This window comes from Streptomyces coryli (genome assembly GCF_011044975.1).
GTDB lineage: Bacteria > Actinomycetota > Actinomycetes > Streptomycetales > Streptomycetaceae > Streptomyces > Streptomyces coryli.
Genome location: NZ_JAAKZV010000165.1, coordinates 1 through 17,948, shown reverse-complemented (window position 1 = coordinate 17,948; position 17,948 = coordinate 1). Strand labels below are relative to the sequence as shown.

At 71.7% G+C, this 17,948-nt stretch carries 15 protein-coding genes and 1 pseudogene; 12 read left to right on the top strand and 4 right to left on the bottom strand.

The window, feature by feature from the left end; genetic code table 11:
* Together G5C51_RS28510 and G5C51_RS28505 are read left to right on the top strand one after the other, a co-directional pair.
* Positions 1 to 1,126, top strand: a 1,126-nt coding sequence (locus tag G5C51_RS28510) for a molybdopterin molybdotransferase MoeA (protein ID WP_165241208.1), incomplete at its 5' end; no start/stop codon positions are given.
* Positions 1,127 to 1,133: 7 nt separating this feature from the next.
* A complete protein-coding gene (locus G5C51_RS28505; protein WP_165241206.1) occupies positions 1,134 to 2,207 on the top strand; it encodes a potassium channel family protein in 1,074 nt (357 codons plus the stop codon).
* A gap of 114 nt (positions 2,208 to 2,321) precedes the next feature.
* On the opposite strand, the gene G5C51_RS44340 is transcribed toward G5C51_RS28505, so the two are convergent.
* Both G5C51_RS44340 and G5C51_RS28500 read right to left on the bottom strand, forming a co-directional pair.
* Positions 2,322 to 2,564 carry a zinc ribbon domain-containing protein gene (locus G5C51_RS44340; protein WP_420824866.1) on the bottom strand — a complete coding sequence of 81 codons (243 nt, stop codon included), beginning with the start codon at positions 2,562 to 2,564 and terminating at the stop codon, positions 2,322 to 2,324.
* A gap of 20 nt (positions 2,565 to 2,584) precedes the next feature.
* A pseudogene (locus G5C51_RS28500) lies at positions 2,585 to 3,481 on the bottom strand (RNA-guided endonuclease InsQ/TnpB family protein); the annotation flags it as partial.
* Between the two features lie 141 nt (positions 3,482 to 3,622).
* Here G5C51_RS28500 and G5C51_RS28495 point away from each other — a divergent pair.
* The 6 genes from G5C51_RS28495 to G5C51_RS28470 all read left to right on the top strand — a co-directional run bounded on the left by G5C51_RS28495 (position 3,623) and on the right by G5C51_RS28470 (position 10,564).
* Entirely contained in the window at positions 3,623 to 4,600 is a 978-nt protein-coding gene (locus G5C51_RS28495) for an NAD(P)H-quinone oxidoreductase (RefSeq protein ID WP_165241204.1), read from the top strand.
* A gap of 116 nt (positions 4,601 to 4,716) precedes the next feature.
* Entirely contained in the window at positions 4,717 to 5,640 is a 924-nt protein-coding gene (locus G5C51_RS28490) for a hypothetical protein (protein WP_165241202.1), read from the top strand.
* A 62-nt stretch (positions 5,641 to 5,702) separates the two neighbouring features.
* On the top strand, positions 5,703 to 6,317 hold the full coding sequence (locus G5C51_RS28485; protein ID WP_165241200.1) for a PadR family transcriptional regulator: 615 nt from the start codon (positions 5,703 to 5,705) through the stop codon (positions 6,315 to 6,317).
* Between the two features lie 34 nt (positions 6,318 to 6,351).
* Complete coding sequence (locus G5C51_RS28480) at positions 6,352 to 7,080, top strand: ABC transporter ATP-binding protein (RefSeq protein WP_165241198.1); 729 nt, start codon at positions 6,352 to 6,354, stop codon at positions 7,078 to 7,080.
* Positions 7,077 to 9,947: an FtsX-like permease family protein gene (locus tag G5C51_RS28475; RefSeq protein WP_338118327.1), complete on the top strand. Its 2,871-nt coding sequence runs from the start codon at positions 7,077 to 7,079 to the stop codon at positions 9,945 to 9,947. The genes G5C51_RS28480 and G5C51_RS28475 overlap by 4 nt, the downstream gene beginning before the upstream one ends.
* Before the next feature lie 56 nt (positions 9,948 to 10,003).
* Positions 10,004 to 10,564: a bacterial proteasome activator family protein gene (locus G5C51_RS28470; protein ID WP_165241196.1), complete on the top strand. Its 561-nt coding sequence runs from the start codon at positions 10,004 to 10,006 to the stop codon at positions 10,562 to 10,564.
* 69 nt (positions 10,565 to 10,633) lie between these two features.
* On the opposite strand, the gene G5C51_RS28465 is transcribed toward G5C51_RS28470, so the two are convergent.
* Complete coding sequence (locus G5C51_RS28465; protein ID WP_165241194.1) at positions 10,634 to 12,292, bottom strand: protein kinase domain-containing protein; 1,659 nt, start codon at positions 12,290 to 12,292, stop codon at positions 10,634 to 10,636.
* Between the two features lie 264 nt (positions 12,293 to 12,556).
* Between G5C51_RS28465 and G5C51_RS28460 the strand changes: the two genes are divergently transcribed.
* Positions 12,557 to 14,200, top strand: a complete 1,644-nt coding sequence (locus G5C51_RS28460) for a protein kinase domain-containing protein (RefSeq protein ID WP_165241192.1) — start codon at positions 12,557 to 12,559, stop codon at positions 14,198 to 14,200.
* A 34-nt stretch (positions 14,201 to 14,234) separates the two neighbouring features.
* Here the strand turns inward: G5C51_RS28460 and G5C51_RS28455 are convergent, their stop codons facing one another.
* Positions 14,235 to 14,906, bottom strand: coding sequence for a response regulator (locus tag G5C51_RS28455; RefSeq protein WP_165241190.1), 672 nt, complete (start codon positions 14,904 to 14,906; stop codon positions 14,235 to 14,237).
* A gap of 359 nt (positions 14,907 to 15,265) precedes the next feature.
* On the opposite strand from G5C51_RS28455, the gene pdhA reads away from it, so the two are divergent.
* The 3 genes from pdhA to G5C51_RS28440 form a co-directional block, all read left to right on the top strand.
* Complete coding sequence (gene pdhA, locus G5C51_RS28450; protein WP_165241188.1) at positions 15,266 to 16,438, top strand: pyruvate dehydrogenase (acetyl-transferring) E1 component subunit alpha; 1,173 nt, start codon at positions 15,266 to 15,268, stop codon at positions 16,436 to 16,438.
* 2 nt (positions 16,439 to 16,440) lie between these two features.
* Positions 16,441 to 17,421: an alpha-ketoacid dehydrogenase subunit beta gene (locus G5C51_RS28445; RefSeq protein ID WP_165241186.1), complete on the top strand. Its 981-nt coding sequence runs from the start codon at positions 16,441 to 16,443 to the stop codon at positions 17,419 to 17,421.
* An 18-nt stretch (positions 17,422 to 17,439) separates the two neighbouring features.
* Positions 17,440 to 17,948: biotin/lipoyl-containing protein (locus tag G5C51_RS28440; RefSeq protein WP_338118326.1), on the top strand; the 509-nt coding region annotated here is incomplete at its 3' end.

The following is a 17,948-nucleotide window of genomic DNA, read 5'->3' as shown; positions in this document are numbered from 1 at the left end:
CCTCGCCTCCGCCACCGGCCACATCCTCGCCACCCCCCTCGAAGCCCTCACCGACCTCCCGGCCTTCGACACCTCCGCGATGGACGGCTACGCCGTCGCAGGCCCGGGCCCGTGGCGCTGCCAGGAGGGCCAGGGCATCCTGGCCGGCGGGCAGGACCACACCCCCCTCGCCGACGGCGCGGCGATCCGTATCGCCACCGGCGCCCGCGTCCCCCCTGGCTCCACGGGCGTGCTGCGCACGGAGCACGCGAAGCTGCACGACGGCACCCTGCACGCCACCCAGGAGGTGCGCCAGGGCCAGGACATCCGCCCGCGCGGCCAGGAATGCCGTTCCGGTACGGAACTCATCGCCGCCGGCGCCGAGGTGACCCCCGCCGTCCTCGGCCTCGCCGCCGCGGCCGGTTACGACGAGCTCACCGTCACCCGCCGCCCCCGCGTGGAGATCCTCATCCTCGGCGAGGAGCTGCTGCACCGCGGCGGCCCGCGCGACGGCCGTATCCGCGACGCCCTCGGCCCGATGCTCGCGCCGTGGCTCGGCGCCCTCGGCGCGGACCCGTTCGTCACCCGCCGCCTCGGCGACGACGCCGAACTCCTCCACGAGGCCGTCGCCACCTCCACCGCCGACCTCGTCATCACCACCGGCGGCACGGCCGCGGGACCGGTCGACCACGTCCACGCCACCCTCCGCCGGCTCGGCGCGGAACTGCTCATCGACGGCGTCGCGGTCCGCCCGGGCCACCCGATGCTGCTCGCCCGCCTCCCCTCGGGCGGCCACCTCGCGGGACTCCCCGGCAACCCGCTCGCCGCCGTATCCGGCCTGCTCACGCTCGCCGCCCCGCTCCTGCGCACCCTCCGGGGAGCAGACCAGCAGCAGCCGATGCGCGCCCGCCTGGCCGGCGCCGCCCGCCCGCACCCGCGCGACACGCGCCTGGTGCCGGTGGCGTACGACGCCGCGTACGACATGGCCTTCGACGCGCCGGGGCTGATCCGCCCGCTGCGCTTCTCGGGCCCGGCCATGCTGCGCAGCCTGGCCGCCGCCGACGCGCTGGCGGTGCTGCCGCCGGCCGACGCGGAGGTCTCCGAGGCCGTCCACCTCCTCCCCCTCCCGTGGAAACGGGAGGCCTGACCCACCGATGCAGCGCCCCGACCTGCCGGACGCCGAGCCACCCCAGCGCAGCGGCTTCCGCGTCCAGCTCCCCACCCGCCTCCCGGGCCCGCTCCGCCAGGTCGGCTCCCGGCTGCTGCTCGCGTTGCTCACGCTGCTGGCCACGACGATGATCGTCTACCTCGGCCGGGACGGTTACACGGACAACCACGACGAAGACGTCAGCTTCATCGACGCCGCGTACTACGCCACCGTCTCGCTCTCCACCACCGGCTACGGCGACGTCGTCCCGGTCTCCGACTGGGCGCGGATCATCACCATCTTCGTGATCACCCCGCTGCGCGTGCTGTTCCTGATCATCCTGGTCGGCACCACCCTCGAGGTGCTCACCAAGACCACCCGCGAGCAATGGCGCATCGATCACTGGAGGAAGAGCTTGCGCGACCACACGATCGTCGTCGGCTACGGCACCAAGGGCCGCTCCGCGCTGCAGACGCTGTGCGCGAAGGGCCTGTCGAAGGAGCGCGTGGTGGTCATCGACGCCAGCCAGAAGATGATCAGCGCCGCCAACGCCGAGGGCTTCGCCGCCGTCATCGGCGACGCCACCCGCAGCGACGTGCTCACACGGGCCGAGGTGCAGCGCGCCAAGCAGGTCATCATCGCCGGTCAGCGCGACGACACGGCCGTACTCGTCACGCTCACGGTCCGGCAGCTCAACAAGCACGCCAACATCGTCGCCGCGGTCCGCGAGGAGGAGAACGCCCCGCTGCTTCGCCAGTCCGGCGCCGACGCCGTCATCACCTCCTCCTCCGCGGCCGGCCGCCTCCTCGGCCTGTCCGTCCTCAGCCCCAGCGCCGGCACCGTCCTGGAGGACCTGATCGTCCAGGGCTCCGGCCTCGACCTGGTCGAACGCGCCGCCACCAGCTCCGACGTCGGCCGCTCCCCACGCGAGACCGACGACCTGGTGATCGCGGTCAAGCGGGGCCGCCGGCTGATGGGTTACGACAACCCGGACGCGCAGCGCATCGAGCTGGAGGACCGGCTGATCACGGTCGTACGGGCCCCGGGGCCGATGGGCTCGGTGGGGGTCCCGCGCGACTGAGGGCAAACGCGGCGGGATGCATGCGATCACCATTCCGTTGCGCGAAGGTCGGCGATTGTCTCGCTGAACTTCTTCCTGTTTCATCGACCGCTGCCGACTCCGGGGAGTGCGGGCTCACGTGGTCTCCACGAGGCGTTTTGCCTCTCCGGGGAACTTCCCGGCGAGGGTTTGGCGCGGGGCACCGCTGTCGGCGAGCATCGCCGCGAGGAGGTTTCCTGCCGCGTTGTGATCCCGGTCGTGCACAGCTCCGCAGACGGGGCATTCCCAGGTGCGGTCGGCCAGGGCCAGGGCTCGGTTGATGTGGCCACAGCCGGCGCATGTCTTGCTGGAGGCGAACCAGCGATCGGCCTTCCAGATGCGGCGATGGCGGACTTGGTTCTCGTCAGCCTGGTGGTGGTCTGGTGCAGCAAGTCCCGGCGCCGGTCCGCGATCCGTAGATGCAGCAGGCCGACCCGGCGACGGGCCTTGGCCCGGTTCTTGGAGCCCTCGGCCGTGCGGGCCAGTGTGCGATTGGCTCGCTTCAGCGCCCGCTGGGCAGCCTTGAGTGGCTTGGGGGCGTGGATTTCCTCCGTGCTGCCGTCGCTGCTGCTGATGACGGCGAACGTCCTCAAGCCGAGGTCGATTCCACACGTCGGGGCGTCTGCGGCGACTTGGCGGCGCTTGTTGATGTCGTCTTGAGCGATGTCGATCTGGAAGGAGATCCACCAGCGTCCGCCTCGTTCCCGAACGGTGGCGCCGAGGATGCGGGCCTGGCCAGTGGCCAGGCGATCGACCAGCCAGGACATGTCTTCACGCGTGGACACGTCACCGATCGCCGGCAGTCGCACAACGCGTGGACCGAGAGGCTTGGCCCGGTCAGCGTCGTAGCGGAAGCGGGAGCCGTGCTTGCGCTTACGCCACGTCGGAAAGCCCACCCTTGCGCCCTTGCGCCGGTATTTCTTCGAATTGAAGTAGTTGCCGAACCCGGCCGCCCGCACCCGGCATGCCTCCTTCGGTACGCGGGAGGACATGCGGGTCTCCGAAAACCACGGATAACGCTTCGGGTGAGCGGCTCGCCACTCCCTCTCCAGCGCGGGCGCAGACCAGGGAACCTTCGTCAGATCGTCACCGGTGATGCCATAAGTCTCCTCGGCCTGCCGTTGCGCCCACTTCTTGCCGACGGTCTCCAGGCAAAAGTTCTCGACCACCCGTGACAACCCGCAATGGGCGCCCATGAGTGCCGCCTCCGTATCGTTGGGGGCCAGCTCAACCCGGAAACCCTGCTTGTGGCTCACCTCATCAACGTACTGGCGACCACTGACATCCACTTGAGGTCACGGCTGGTGGCCGGCTTGCGGACCTCGACGTAGCGGCGGCGGAACAGATCATGAAACTGCTGATTCAGGAGGATAGGGCCCTGAGGTAGCGTCCCTCGCATGCACGCGATGACGATTCCCCAGCCCGGTGACCCGGACATCCTGACCTGGGCGGAGGTCCCCGATCCCGTACCCGCCGAGGGGGAGGTGCTCGTCGATGTCGTGGCGAGCGCCGTGAACCGCGCGGATATCGCGCAGCGGCAGGGCAACTATCCGCCGCCGCCCGGCGCCCCGCCGTATCCCGGGCTCGAGGCCTCGGGGCGGGTCGCCGCGCTCGGCCCCGGCGTGGCCGGCTGGGCGGTCGGTGACGAGGTGTGCGCGCTGCTCTCCGGCGGCGGTTACGCGACGAAGGTGGCGGTGCCTGCCGGGCAGCTGCTGCCCGTACCGCAGGGCGTCGACCTGGTCGCGGCCGCCGCGCTGCCCGAGGTGGCGTCCACGGTCTGGTCGAACGTCTTCATGGTCGCCCACCTCCGCCCCGGAGAAACGCTTCTCGTGCACGGCGGCGCGAGCGGTATCGGCACCATGGCCATCCAGCTGGCGAAGGCCGTCGGCGCGCGGGTGGCGGTGACGGCGGGCAGCGCCGAGAAGCTGGAGCGCTGCCGCGCGCTGGGCGCCGACATCCTGATCAACTACCGCGAGCAGGACTTCGCGAGCGAGCTGAAGAAGGCGACGGACGGGGGCGGCGCGGACGTCATCCTCGACATCGTCGGCGCCGACTACCTGAAGCAGAACGTCAAGGCCCTCGCCGTGAACGGCCGCATCACCATCATCGGCATGCAGGGCGGCCGCCGCGGCGAGCTCGACATCGGCGCGCTGATGATGAAGCGCGGCGCGGTCGTCGGTACGACGCTGCGCTCGCGCCCGCTGGGCGAGAAGGCGTCGATCGTGGCGGCGGTGCGCGAGCACGTCTGGCCGCTGATCGAGTCCGGCCGGGTGAAGCCGGTGATCGACCGGGCGGTGGCCATGCAGGACGCGGCGGACGCGCACCGGTACGTGGAGGAGAGCGGCCATGTGGGGAAGGTGCTGCTGACCGTCTGAGGACGCCTGCGCAGGAGGGGGGCCACGGTCGGACCAACACCTGATGCCGGGTTTGCACCGCTATGTGACGCTCGAAGCGTCGCACCGGTGCTCCTGGTACAGGAAGGTTCTCGGCCGTGGCCCACGCAGTCCGCCCCACGATGCGCCGGCTCCGCGCCGCCGACGCCGCGATGCGGCGGGTGGGAGCGGGTGCCGCGATCGCCGCGGGGCGGCGGGTGCGGACGGGGGTACGGGCCGGGGCCGTGTGGGTCGTGGCGCTGGGCGTGGTCCTCGGGCCGGTGGCGCAGGCGGCGGCTGCTCCTGCGGCGGCCGTGTCTCCTGCGACAGTGCCCGTTCCGGCGCCGGTGCCGGTTGAGGCTGATCCCTTTACGCCGCCGCCTGGGCGGCTGGCGGGCAATCGGCCCGGTGAGGGGCGTGAGCATCCGGGGCGGCAGGGCGAGCCTCCGGGGGAGCACGACGGGGGTACGGGCAGTGGGCGTGAGGGTGCGCCCTCTCCGTCCGGTGGTCCGGGTGGTCGGCCGGGTGAGGATGCCGGTGGCGGTGCTTCCGAAGGCGCCGACGGGGGAAGCGGGTTGCCGTCCGGCGAGGCGACACCTGACCAGCCGGCCGAGGCGCGGAAGCCGGATCGTGAGCCTGAGGCCGGCGGTGGCGGCGGAGCCCGGGCCGAGGCGGACAAGCGCGAGCAGCGGCAGGAGCGCGACAAGGATCGCGACCACACCAAGCCGCGCGAGCGCGCCGAATCCGGCCCCAAGGCCACCCGCAAGCCCGAGCGCGACCACCCCGCGGAAGCGGCTCCGCGTCAGCATCACCAGCCCTGGGTCCCGGAGCACGACTCCTACGGCGAACCGGCCGGGCCACGCCTCGACCCCGAGCCCGACCACACCCTCACCTACGTCCCCGACGCCGCCCCCGGCGACGACCGGGCCGCCTCGCGGACCACTACCACCGCCGCCGAGCGCGTGCTCCCGCTCGGCACCGGAATGACCCTCGTCGGACTGGGGCTTGGGTTCATCGCACTGCGCCTGCGCCGCCGTACGTAAGCCCGGACTTACCCCGGTCCGCGCCTTGTGCGCCACGAACATACTCGGTATACATACTCAGTATGTCGATCCGCCACGGCCTCCTCGCCCTCCTCGAGTCCGGACCCCGCTACGGCAACCAGCTCCGCGCGGAGTTCGAGTCCCGTACCGGAGCCACCTGGCCGCTGAATGTCGGCCAGGTCTACACGACCCTCAACCGCCTGGAGCGCGACGGCCTCGTCAAGCCCGACGGTGAGGACGACTCGGGCCACGCGCTCTACGCCATCACCGGCGACGGCCGCGCCGAGTTGCGCGTCTGGTACGCCACACCCGTAGACCGGCAGCGGCCGGCCCGCGACGAGCTCGCGATCAAGCTGGCGATGGCGGTCGGCGCCCCCGGCGTGGACATCAGCGCCGTGATCCAGGCCCAACGTGCCCACACCATCGGCGCGATGCAGGACTACACCCGTCTCAAGGCCCAGGCCCTGACCACCCTGGAGCACCCCGAGGCAGGCAGCGACGACCTGGCCTGGCTGCTCGTCCTGGAACAGCTCATCTTCCAGGCCGAGGCCGAGGCCCGCTGGCTGGACCACTCGGAGGCCCGCCTGGTGCGGGTGGCGCGCTCAGCGCAAGCGCGCGGCGACGGCACCGCGCCGGACAGGGGGCGGCGCGGTGCCGCGCGGGACGCGGCGAGATAGCGCGTACGGACCAACTCACCAACCAGGGGGACCCATGACCGCCACACCCGTACTCCAGCTCCGCCAACTCGCCCGCACCCACGGCTCGGGACCCACCGAGGTCCACGCCCTCCGCCCCCTCGACCTGGACGTCTTCCCCGGCGAACTGGTCGCTGTCATGGGCCCGTCGGGCTCCGGCAAGTCCACCCTCCTCACCCTCGCCGGCGGCCTGGACGCGCCGACCTCCGGCACCGTGACCGTCGAGGGCACCGACCTCACCACCGCGAGCCGCCGCGACGTCGCGGCCTTGCGCCGCCGCGCCATCGGCTATGTCTTCCAGGACTACAACCTCATCCCGGCCCTCACCGCCGCCGAGAACATCGCCCTGCCCCGCGAACTGGACGGCATCCGCGCGAAGAAGGCCCGTACCGAAGCCCTCGCCGCACTCGACGAGATGGGCCTCGCCGACATCGCCGACCGCTTCCCGGACGAGATATCCGGCGGCCAGCAGCAGCGCACCGCCATCGCCCGCGCCCTGGTCGGTGACCGCCGCCTGGTCCTCGCCGACGAACCCACCGGCGCGCTCGACTCCGAGACCGGCGAGTCCGTGCTGGCCGTGCTTCGCGCCCGCTGCGACGCCGGCGCCGCCGGCATCCTCGTCACCCACGAACCGCGCTTCGCCGCCTGGGCCGACCGGGTCGTCTTCCTGCGCGACGGCGAGGTCGTCGACCAGACGCTCCGCTCCGACGCGAGCGCGCTGCTCACGCCGGGAGCGGCGCAGTGAGCGGGCCGCTGAGCGGCAGACTTACGGGCTGGCGCGCCGCCCTCCGCATCGCCCGCCGCGACGCCCGCCGCCACAAGGGCCGCAGCGCCCTCGTGCTCGCCATGATCGCCCTGCCGATCTTCGGCGTCGCCGCCGCCGACATCACCATCCGCAGCTCGGATCCGAGCGAGGAGCAGCAGCTCCAGCGCGATTACGGGGCTGCCGACGGCCGGCTCTCCTTCCCCGGCGTCGGCCGCGGTGAACGGCCCGTCTACCAGCACCCGGACGGCTGGGACGCCGTCCCCGTGAAGAAGGACCGCGGCGGCGACGCCAAGCAGCGCGACGAGCGCCCCGAGCCCTCTGACCTCAAGGCCGTCATGCCCCCGGGCGCCCACTGGCTCAGCGACCAGCGCGCCGCCACCCGGGTCCGTACCGAACACGGCGTGCTGCGCGTCCACGTCCGCGAGCTGAAGCTGGCCGACCCGATGGCGCGGGGCATCGCGACGCTGCTGCGCGGCCGTTACCCGAAGACCACCGGCGAGGTCGCCGCCACCCAGGCCTTCCTCGACAGCAGCGGCCTGCGGGTGGGATCGACCCTCCGGCCGGTCGAGGGCGGCCGCGCGTACCGCATCACCGGCGCCTACGAACTCCCCGGCTCCCTGAACAACAAGCAGCTCAGCGCCCTGCCCGGCGCGATGATCCGTACCGACGGCAGCAAGCCCAACGACGGGGTGGACCGGCTCGGTTACCTGGTCTCCGTGCCCGGCGCCTACACCTGGGACATGGTCAAGGAGACCAACACCCACGGCATCGTGGTCACGTCGAAGGCCGTCCTGCTCGACCCGCCGCCCGAGTCCGAGGTGCCGTTCTACCGCAAGTCGCCCGGCATGCGTCCCGGCGCCTACGAGCCCACCAGCGACCAGGCCCTCGTCCTCACCATCGCCGTGACGGTCGTCGGCCTCGCCATCCTGGAGATCTGCCTGCTCGCAGGCCCCGCCTTCGCCGTCGGAGCCCGCCGCCAGCGGCGCCAGCTCGGCCTGCTCGGCGCGCAGGGCGGCGACCGGCGGCACATCCGCTCCGTGGTGCTGTCCGGCGGCCTGGTGATCGGCGTCGCCGCGGCGGTGCTCGGCCTCGCCCTCGCCATCGGCGCCACGGCCCTGGCCCGCCCGCTCATCGAGGAACGACTGCACACCCGCTTCAGCAGCTTCGACCTGCCACCGCTGGAACTCGCCGGGATCGCCGGCCTCGCGGTGCTCACCGGGCTGCTCGCTGCGCTGTTCCCGGCCATCGCCGCCGCCCGGCAGAGCGTGCTCTCGTCCCTGACCGGGCGACGCGGGGTGCGGCGTTCCAGCCGGGTGCTGCCCATCGTGGGGTTCATCGCGATCGGCGTCGGCGTCGCCATCGCGATTGCCGGCGCGACCCTGACCGACCGCGTCGAGGTCGTCGGCATCGGCAGCGGCATCGCCGAGTTGGGCCTGGTAGCGCTGACACCGTTCCTGGTCGGGCTCTTCGGCCGGCTCGGCCGCATCCTGCCGCTCTCCCCGCGGCTGGCGCTGCGCGACGCCGTACGCAACCGGGGCCGCACCGCGCCCGCCGTGGCCGCGGTGCTGGCGGCGGTCGCCGGCTCTGTGGCGGTGGCCACGTATACGGCCAGCGTCGACCAGCAGCGCCGGGACGAGTACGCGCCGTCGGCGCCGCACGGCGTGGTGAGCGTGCAGATGGAGCGCGGCACGGGGCGTACCGCGGACCGGGTGGGCGACGCCGTCGAGCAGAACCTGAAGACCACCGGCCGCGCCGACGTCGGGCACCTCTCCGTCGGCGGGGTGACGTGCGGCGGGCTGAGCGGCGGCGGCTCCAAGTGCGGGGGCGCGACCGTCGTCGTACCCGAGGGGAATGACTGCCCGCTGCACTACGGCGGGGACGAGAAGCTCTCCGCGGCCGAGCGACAGAAGATGATGAAGAGCTGGCAGTGCAACCCGCCCCAGACCCCTCACATACCGATGATGGCCGGCATGGACGTGCTGGTCGGCGGCACCGACGTGCTCAAGGCGCTCGGCGTGCAGGACCGGCAGGCGTACGCGGCGCTGGAGCGCGGCCACGCCGTCTCCTTCACCCAGCGGTACATCAAGGACGACCGGATCACCCTGGCCGTCTTCAAGAAGGAGCAGGACTACTACAACGCGGACGACGGGGACCCGGACACCACCAAGAAGGCCGACCGCACCATCCCCCTCCCCGCCCACCACCTCCGCGGCCAGGACGAGATCTACGGCGTCAACGTCCTCCTCCCGCCCGCCGCCGTAACCAAGGCAGGCCTCGACCACCAGAACTTCGGCGCCTACTTCCGCACCGACCGTCTCCCCACCGACGCCGAGACCCAGGCCCTGAGCAGCGCCTTCAACGAGCTCAACGTGAACCCGATCCTGCACGTCGAGAAGGGCTACAAGAGCGACAGCAACAACGTCCTCCTCGCCCTCACCCTCTTCGCCGCCCTCGTCACCCTCGGCGCCGCCGGCATCGCCACCGGCCTCGCCCAGGCCGACGCCGAACCCGACCTGCGCACCCTCGCCGCGGTCGGCGCCGGCACCCGCGTACGCCGCACGCTCTCCGGCCTCCAGTGCGGGCTGATCGCCGCGATGGGCGTGGTGCTCGGCTCGATCGCGGGGCTGATCCCGGCGATCGGGCTGCGCAAGGCCGAGGAGCGCAGAAAGCTCGCGGACTACGCCGAGACCCTCGGCAACGGCTGGGGCGGCGAGCCGCACATCCCCATCGCCATCCCCTGGGAGACCCTCGCCGGGCTGCTGCTCGTCGTCCCGCTCGGCGCCGCGCTGCTCGCCGCGCTCGTCACCCGCTCCCGGATCCCGCTGCTGCGGCGGGGGGAGGGATGACCACGCGGATACGGGGGGACAACCACAGCGAGACGCCCGTGCGGGACAATGGACACATGAACACTCCGAGCAACGAACAGTCGCAGGAGAGCCCGCACGTCCTGGTCGTGGGGCCGGACGGAATGGCCCTCGGCAACGCCAAACCCGGCGGCACGGGCGATGACGAGTCGCGCGAGGTTCCGGTGACGGAGATGGTCGAGCAGCCTGCCAAGGTGATGCGCATCGGCAGCATGATCAAGCAGCTGCTGGAGGAGGTCCGCGCGGCACCTCTCGACGAGGCGAGCCGGGTGCGGCTGAAGCGGATCCACGCCAGCTCGGTGAAGGAGCTCGAGGACGGCCTGGCGCCGGACCTGATCGACGAGCTCGAACGGCTTTCGCTGCCCTTCCTGGAGGACTCGGTGCCCACCGAGGCGGAGCTGCGCATCGCGCAGGCGCAGCTGGTGGGGTGGCTGGAGGGGCTGTTCCACGGCATCCAGACCACGCTGTTCGCCCAGCAGATGGCGGCCCGCGCGCAGCTGGAGCAGATGCGCCGCGCACTGCCCCCGGGCGCCGCGCCGGGGGATGACGAGGAGGGCGGCCCGCAGACGGGCGGGGCGCGCTCGGGGCCGTATCTCTAGATCCGTGAACAGTTCTTGAACGACCGAAGGGCCCGTACGCGCAGTGCGTACGGGCCCTTCGCCGTCGGCTTACTCCGGCACGCCGGTGGACAGCTCCAGCTTGATGGTGTCCTTCTTCGGGTCGAAGGCGGTCATGCTCGCGGGGAACTGGGTGAGGACGGTGTCCTTGGCCCAGATGCCGCTCGCCTTCCGCGTCTCCTCGATCTTCCAGCCCGCGGCCCGGGCGCACGAGCGCACCGACAGATAGTCCTTGTACGTGAAGTCCGGGAGGGTCAGCTTCGATTTGTCGTCGTAGTGCTCCCGCGCCTCGGTGCACTCTTCCTTGTCGATCACGCGGCTGCGGTCCGGCGGCAGGACCTTGGCCTTGCCGTCGCCGCCGGTGTCGCCACCGCCGGTGTCACCGCCCGCGTCCTGCGAGGCGGTGGGGGACTTCTTCGCCACCGGGTCCTTGCCGCCGTCGTCGCCGCTCGTGGCCACCACGATGATCACCGCGGCGATGGCGGCCACCGCGACCACGATCGCGGTGGAGATGAGGGCGATGTTCTTGTTGCCGCCGCCACCGCCCCCGGCGGGCGGGGTCGGCGCGCCGGCCGGCGACATCGAGTACGGCGGCGGGGTCTGGTAGCCGCCGGGTGCGTGCGGCGGCGGCGTGGCGGGGCCCGCGGGGCCGAAGCCGCCGTAGCCCGCCGCGGCCGGCTGGCCGAAGCCCGGGGTGCCGGGGGGCGGCGAGTTGTACTGGGGGGCGTGCTGCTGCTGCGGGTTCACCGGCGGGAAGACGGCCTGCCCGACGCCGGCGCCGGAGTTCTGCGGCCCGCCGGCGGCGATCACCGACGGCATCGCGCCCGGCGGGGTCTGGCCGCTGGCGCGGCGCGACTCCTCGGCCATCTCGTCGGCGCTGGGGAAGCGGTCGTTCGGGTTCTTCGACAGCGCCCGCGCCACCAGGGTGTCGACCTGCGGCGGGACGGTCTGGTTCAGCGCCGACGGGGTCGGCGGTTCCTCCTGCACATGCGCGTACGCGATCGCCAGCGGCGAGTCCGCGTCGAAGGGGAGCCGGCCGGTCAGCAGCTCGAAGAGCATGATCCCGACCGAGTACAGGTCGGAGCGGGCGTCCACGCCGCGCCCCAGCGCCTGCTCGGGGGAGAGGTACTGCGGGGTGCCGACGACCATGCCGGTCTGGGTCATGGCGGTGACGCCGGACTGCATGGCGCGGGCGATGCCGAAGTCCATGACCTTGACCACGCCGCGGCGGGTCATCATCACGTTGCCCGGCTTTATGTCCCGGTGGACCAGGCCCATCTCGTGGCTGGCGCCGAGCGCGGCGAGCACATCGGCGGTGATCTTCAGCGCCTTGTCGGTGGGCATCGCGCCGTACTGCCGGACATCCGCGTCCAGCACGGACCGCAGCGGCTGGCCGTCGACGTACTCCATGACGATGTACGGCACCTGCGCACCGTCGAGGGTGTCCTCGCCGGTGTCGAAGACGGAGACCACGTTCGGGTGCGAGAGCCGGGCGACGGCCTGGGCCTCGCGGCGGAAGCGCTCGCGGAAGGAGGCGTCGCGGCCGAGCTCGTGGTGCAGCGTCTTGACCGCGACCTGGCGGTCGAGGACGGAGTCGTGGGCGAGGTGGACCGAGGCCATGCCGCCCTCGCCGAGGAGGCGCTGCAGCTGGTAGCGGCCGCCGCCGACCGAGCCTCCGGCGTAGGCGGACTGCTCGCCGTGCTCAGACATGTAAGGATTCCCCCCGGCGTACGCGTACCTGTGACGGTGCAAGTCTGCCCCCTGGTCAGGACGCGTCAAGCTCGTTGCCCGTTCCGTGACCTCCCTCCCTATTCCGGGACAGCGCCGGGACAGAACCGGGACACGGATTTGCCACCTTGGACGTTGGCAATGTTGCATGGTCCGTTCAGTGCGGACCGGTGCGCCCGGCGGAAGCGGTAGCGTGCCCTTACCGGGAACGGCTTTCAAGCGGACTCCACACCCCAGCGAGGACTGATGGCACAGACGGAAAACCCCCAGGGGTCGGGCGACCCGGGGGCGAACGGTGGCGCCGGAATGTCCGATTCGCCGGAATTTTGGGGTAACGGTGGGCTGGTCGGCGACGGCCGCTACCGCCTGACAAGACGCATCGGCCGTGGCGGCATGGCCGAGGTCTTCGCGGCCCAGGACGTGCGCCTCGGCCGCGAGGTCGCGGTGAAGCTGCTCCGCGCCGACCTCGCCGAGGACCCGGTCTCCAAGGCCCGCTTCACGCGCGAGGCCCAGTCCGTGGCCGGCCTGAACCACCACGCCATCGTCGCCGTCTACGACTCGGGCGAGGACGCCGTCGCCGGCGCGACCGTTCCGTACATCGTGATGGAGCTGGTCGAGGGCCGGACGATCCGCGACCTGCTGATCAATGCCGAGGCCCCGCCGCCCGACCAGGCGCTGCTGATCATCTCCGGCGTCCTGGAGGCGCTGGCCTACAGCCACCAGCACGGCATCGTGCACCGCGACATCAAGCCCGCCAACGTGATCATCACGAACACGGGCGCGGTCAAGGTGATGGACTTCGGCATCGCCCGCGCGCTGCACACCGCGCAGTCGACGATGACCCAGACCGGCATGGTGATGGGCACCCCCCAGTACCTCTCCCCCGAGCAGGCGCTGGGCAAGACCATCGACTCCCGCTCCGACCTCTACGCGGTCGGCTGCCTGCTCTACGAGCTCCTCGCGCTGCGCCCGCCCTTCACCGGCGAGACCCCGCTGTCGGTGGTCTACCAGCACGTCCAGGACACGCCGACGCCCCCGTCCGGCATCGACACGGCGGTCCCGCCGGAGCTGGACGGCCTTGTCATGCGCTCGCTGGCGAAGGACCCGGACGACCGGTTCCAGACCGCCGAGGAGATGCGCGGCGTCGTCCAGTACGGGCTGCGCATGCTGCAGGACGTCGGCGGCCACACCGGCCAGTGGGACACCGGCACGGTGGCCCTGGCCCCCGGCAACACCCCGCCGATGGGCACCACCGCCGCCACCACAGCGCTGCGCGCGCAGCCCGGCGACGCGACGACCGCGGCGCCGATGCTGCGCCAGCCGGGCGCCGACGACGGCGGCTTCGACGGTTACGGCGGGGACGGCCCGGGCGGTCGCGGCCGGGGCGGCGCCGGACGCGGCAAGAAGTGGCTGCTCGCGGCGCTGGCCGTGGTCGCGATCACCTTCGGGGTGGCGTTCGCGCTGATGAATCAGAACGATGACGGCGGCCAGCCGAAGGATCAGAAGTCCACGCCGACGAAGCAGGAGTCTCCGACGGACAAGGAGTCCAAGAAGGAGACCCCGTCGGAGGAGCCGACGGACGACTACTCCGAGGAGCCGCCGCCCACGAGCGAGGAGCCCACGGAGGGCCCGACCTCCGAGACCCCGTCGGAGACCCCGACGGAGTCCGACAGCCCGACCAAGCCCCCGACGACGGCGCCCACCAGCGGCGGCACGAACACCGGCGGCAGCGATGCCGGCGGCAATACGGGCGGTGACACCGGCGGCGACACCGGTGGAGACACGGGCGGCGACACCGGTGGTGACACCGGCGGCGACACGGGTGGTGACACCGGCGGCGACGCGGGCACCACCACCGGCGAGACGACCGGGGACGTGACCGGGGGCTGACCCCCGGCCGGGGCCGGCCCGGTGAGACCGGCCCCTACGAGTCCCGCTGCTCGGAAGACGCCTGCCGCCGTGCGACGTACGCCGCCGCCTGCGACCTGCGCTCCATGCCGAGCTTCGAGAGCAGGCTGCTGACGTAGTTCTTGATCGTCTTCTCGGCGAGGTGCAGCTGCTCGCCGATGGCGCGGTTCGTCATGCCCTCGCCGATCAGGTCGAGGATCTTCCGCTCCTGATCCGTCAGATTCGCCAGCTTGTCGTCGCTCTTGTCCTTGCCGCCGTCGCGCAGCCGCTCCAGGACGCGCGCCGTGGCCACCGGGTCGAGCAGCGACTTGCCCGCCGCCACGTCCCGTACGGCCGTCAGCAGCTCATTGCCGCGGATGGCCTTCAGGACATAGCCCGACGCGCCCGCCATGATCGCGTCGAAGAGCGCCTCGTCGTCCGCGAACGAGGTGAGCATCAGGCACTTGATGTCCGGGTTCGCGGAGCGGATCTCCCGGCACACCTCGACACCGCTGCCGTCCGGCAGCCGCACATCAAGAACGGCCACGTCGGGCCGCACCGCCGGAATGCGGACGAGAGCGTCCGCCGCCGTGCCGGCCTCGCCGACGACCTCGATGTCGCTTTCCATCGAAAGCATCTCGTGTACCCCGCGACGTACCACTTCGTGGTCATCGAGCAGGAATACCGTGATTTTTCCATCTTCGCGCACGCAGCCAGTCTCACATATTGGGTCTTCCGGTGCTCGGGGCCATCGGGTTAACGTGCCCCTGTCCCGGCACCCTGTGAGCCCGTGACCACCAGTTCTGCACTGGCCCTTCCCGCAGATCCGCGATTTACTTGGAAATCCAAGGAAAATCGCAGGTCAGGAAGGGTTCGCGTGGTCACAGAACACGGGGTACCGTGCCTGAAGCAGGCATCGCCGGGCCGCTTGTCCCGCCCGGACCCTTACCGGCGTACACACCCCGTACGTCGTAAGGGAATCGGGTGAGCCGACCCCTCCGCCACCGGCGGAGGTGATCCCCAGGCCGCCGGCGACCCCGGGGCCGGAGAGACGTCAGGAGCGACACCGTGACCGTGGAGAGCACTGCCGCGCGCAGCAAGCAGCCGCGCCGCAGCAGCAGCAAGCGCACGAGCAGCCCGAAGAAGAAGGCCGCGGCCAAGAAGCCGGCCGGCGACCCGGGCCTCGTCCAGCTGCTGACCCCGGAGGGCGAGCGGGTCGAGCACCCGGATTACGCCATCGACCTGACCGCCGACGAGCTGCGCGGCCTGTACCGCGACATGGTGCTCACCCGGGCCTTCGACGCCGAGGGCGTCACGCTGCAGCGCCAGGGCGAGCTCGGGCTGTGGCCGTCGCTGCTGGGCCAGGAGGCCGCCCAGGTGGGCTCCGCGCGCGCGATGCGCGACGACGACTACGCCTTCCCCACCTACCGCGAGCACGGCGTCGCCTGGGTGCGCGGCGTCCCGCCGGAGAACCTGCTCGGCATGTTCCGCGGCGTGAACAACGGCGGCTGGGACCCGAACAGCAACAACTTCCACCTGTACACGATCGTCATCGGCTCCCAGGCCCTGCACGCCACGGGTTACGCGATGGGCATCACGAAGGACGGCGCTGACTCGTCCGTGATCGCCTATTTCGGTGACGGCGCCTCCAGCCAGGGCGACGTGGCGGAGTCCTTCACCTTCGCCGCGGTCTACAACGCCCCGGTCGTGTTCTTCTGCCAGAACAACCAGTGGGCGATCTCCGAGCCGACCGAGAAGCAGTCCCGCGTCCCGCTCTACCGCCGCGCCGACGGCTTCGGCTTTCCCGGCGTACGCGTCGACGGCAACGACGTCCTCGCCTGCCTCGCCGTCACCCGGGCCGCCCTGGAGCACACCCGCTCGGGCCAGGGCCCGATGCTCGTCGAGGCGTACACGTACCGGATGGGCGCCCACACCACCTCCGACGACCCCACCCGCTACCGGGAGGACGAGGAGCGCAAGGGCTGGGAGGCCAAGGACCCGATCCTGCGGCTGCGGACGTATCTGGAGAACGAGGGCCTGGCCGACGAGGACTTCTTCGCCTCCCTCGAGGAGGAGAGCACGGCCCTCGGCAAGCGCGTCCGCGAGGCGATCCGCACCATGGAGAACCCGGACGAGATGGCCATGTTCGAGAACATCTACGCCGACGGGCACGCCCTCGTCGACGAGGAGCGCGCGGCGTACGCGGCATACCAGGCGTCCTTCGCCGAGGAGGGCAACTGATCATGGCCGCAGAGAAAATGGCACTGGCCAAGGCGATCACCGAATCGCTCCGGACCAGTCTTGAGCAGGACTCCAAGGTCCTCGTCATGGGCGAGGACGTCGGCAAGCTCGGCGGCGTCTTCCGCGTCACCGACGGCCTGCAGAAGGACTTCGGCGAGGACCGGGTGATCGACACCCCGCTCGCCGAGTCCGGCATCGTGGGCACGGCTATCGGCCTGGCGCTGCGCGGGTACCGGCCCGTGGTGGAGATCCAGTTCGACGGCTTCGTCTTCCCCGCGTACGACCAGATCGTCACCCAGCTCGCCAAGATGCACGCGCGGGCGCTGGGCAAGATCAAGCTGCCGGTCGTCATCCGCATCCCCTACGGCGGCGGCATCGGCGCGGTCGAGCACCACAGCGAGTCGCCGGAGGCGCTGTTCGCGCATGTGGCGGGCCTGAAGTGTGTCTCGCCCTCCAATGCGAGCGACGCTTACTGGATGATGCAGCAGTCGATCGCCAGCGACGACCCGGTGATCTTCTTCGAGCCCAAGCGGCGCTACTGGGACAAGGGCGAGGTCGACAAGACCGCGATCCCCGGCCCGCTGCACAAGGCCCGGGTGGCGCGCGAGGGCAGCGACCTGACCGTGGTGGCGTACGGCCCGATGGTGAAGACCTGCATGGAGGCCGCGGCGGCCGCCGCCGAGGAGGGCCGCTCGCTGGAGGTCATCGACCTGCGCTCGATGTCCCCGATCGACTTCGACACCGTCCAGGCCTCGGTCGAGAAGACCGGCCGGCTGGTCGTCGTGCACGAGGCGCCCGTCTTCTACGGATCCGGCGCCGAGATCGCCGCCCGGATCACCGAGCGCTGCTTCTACCACCTCGAGGCTCCCGTGCTGCGGGTCGGCGGCTACCACGCCCCGTATCCGCCGGCCCGGCTGGAGGAGGAGTACCTCCCCGGCCTGGACCGGATCCTCGACTCCGTCGACCGCGCGCTGGCGTACTGAAGGGAGCTGACTTAACTGATGTCGCGCTTCCGCGAATTCAAGATGCCGGACGTCGGCGAGGGCTTGACCGAGGCCGAGATCCTCAAGTGGTTCGTCGCCCCCGGTGACGAGGTGCACGACGGGATGGTCGTGTGCGAGGTGGAGACGGCGAAGGCGGCGGTGGAGCTGCCGATCCCGTTCGACGGGGTGGTCTCCGAGCTGCACTTCCCCGAGGGCGAGACGGTGGACGTCGGGACGTCCATCATCGCCGTGGACACGGATCCCTCCGGGGGAGCGGTGGAGCAGCCGGGTGAGGCCGCCGCTCCGGCTGCCGCCGAGGGGGAGTCCGAGGACGGCGGCGGTGGCAAGCGCGAGCCGGTGCTCGTCGGCTACGGCGTCGCCCAGGGCTCGACCAAGCGCAGGCCGCGCAAGGCGGCAGAGGCCGCCCCGAGCGAGGCCGCCGCGGCGGTCCAGGCAGAGCTGAACGGCGGCGCGCCGGCTGCTCCCGCAACTCCGGGGGCAGGCGTCCCGCAGGGCGGGACGGGTGG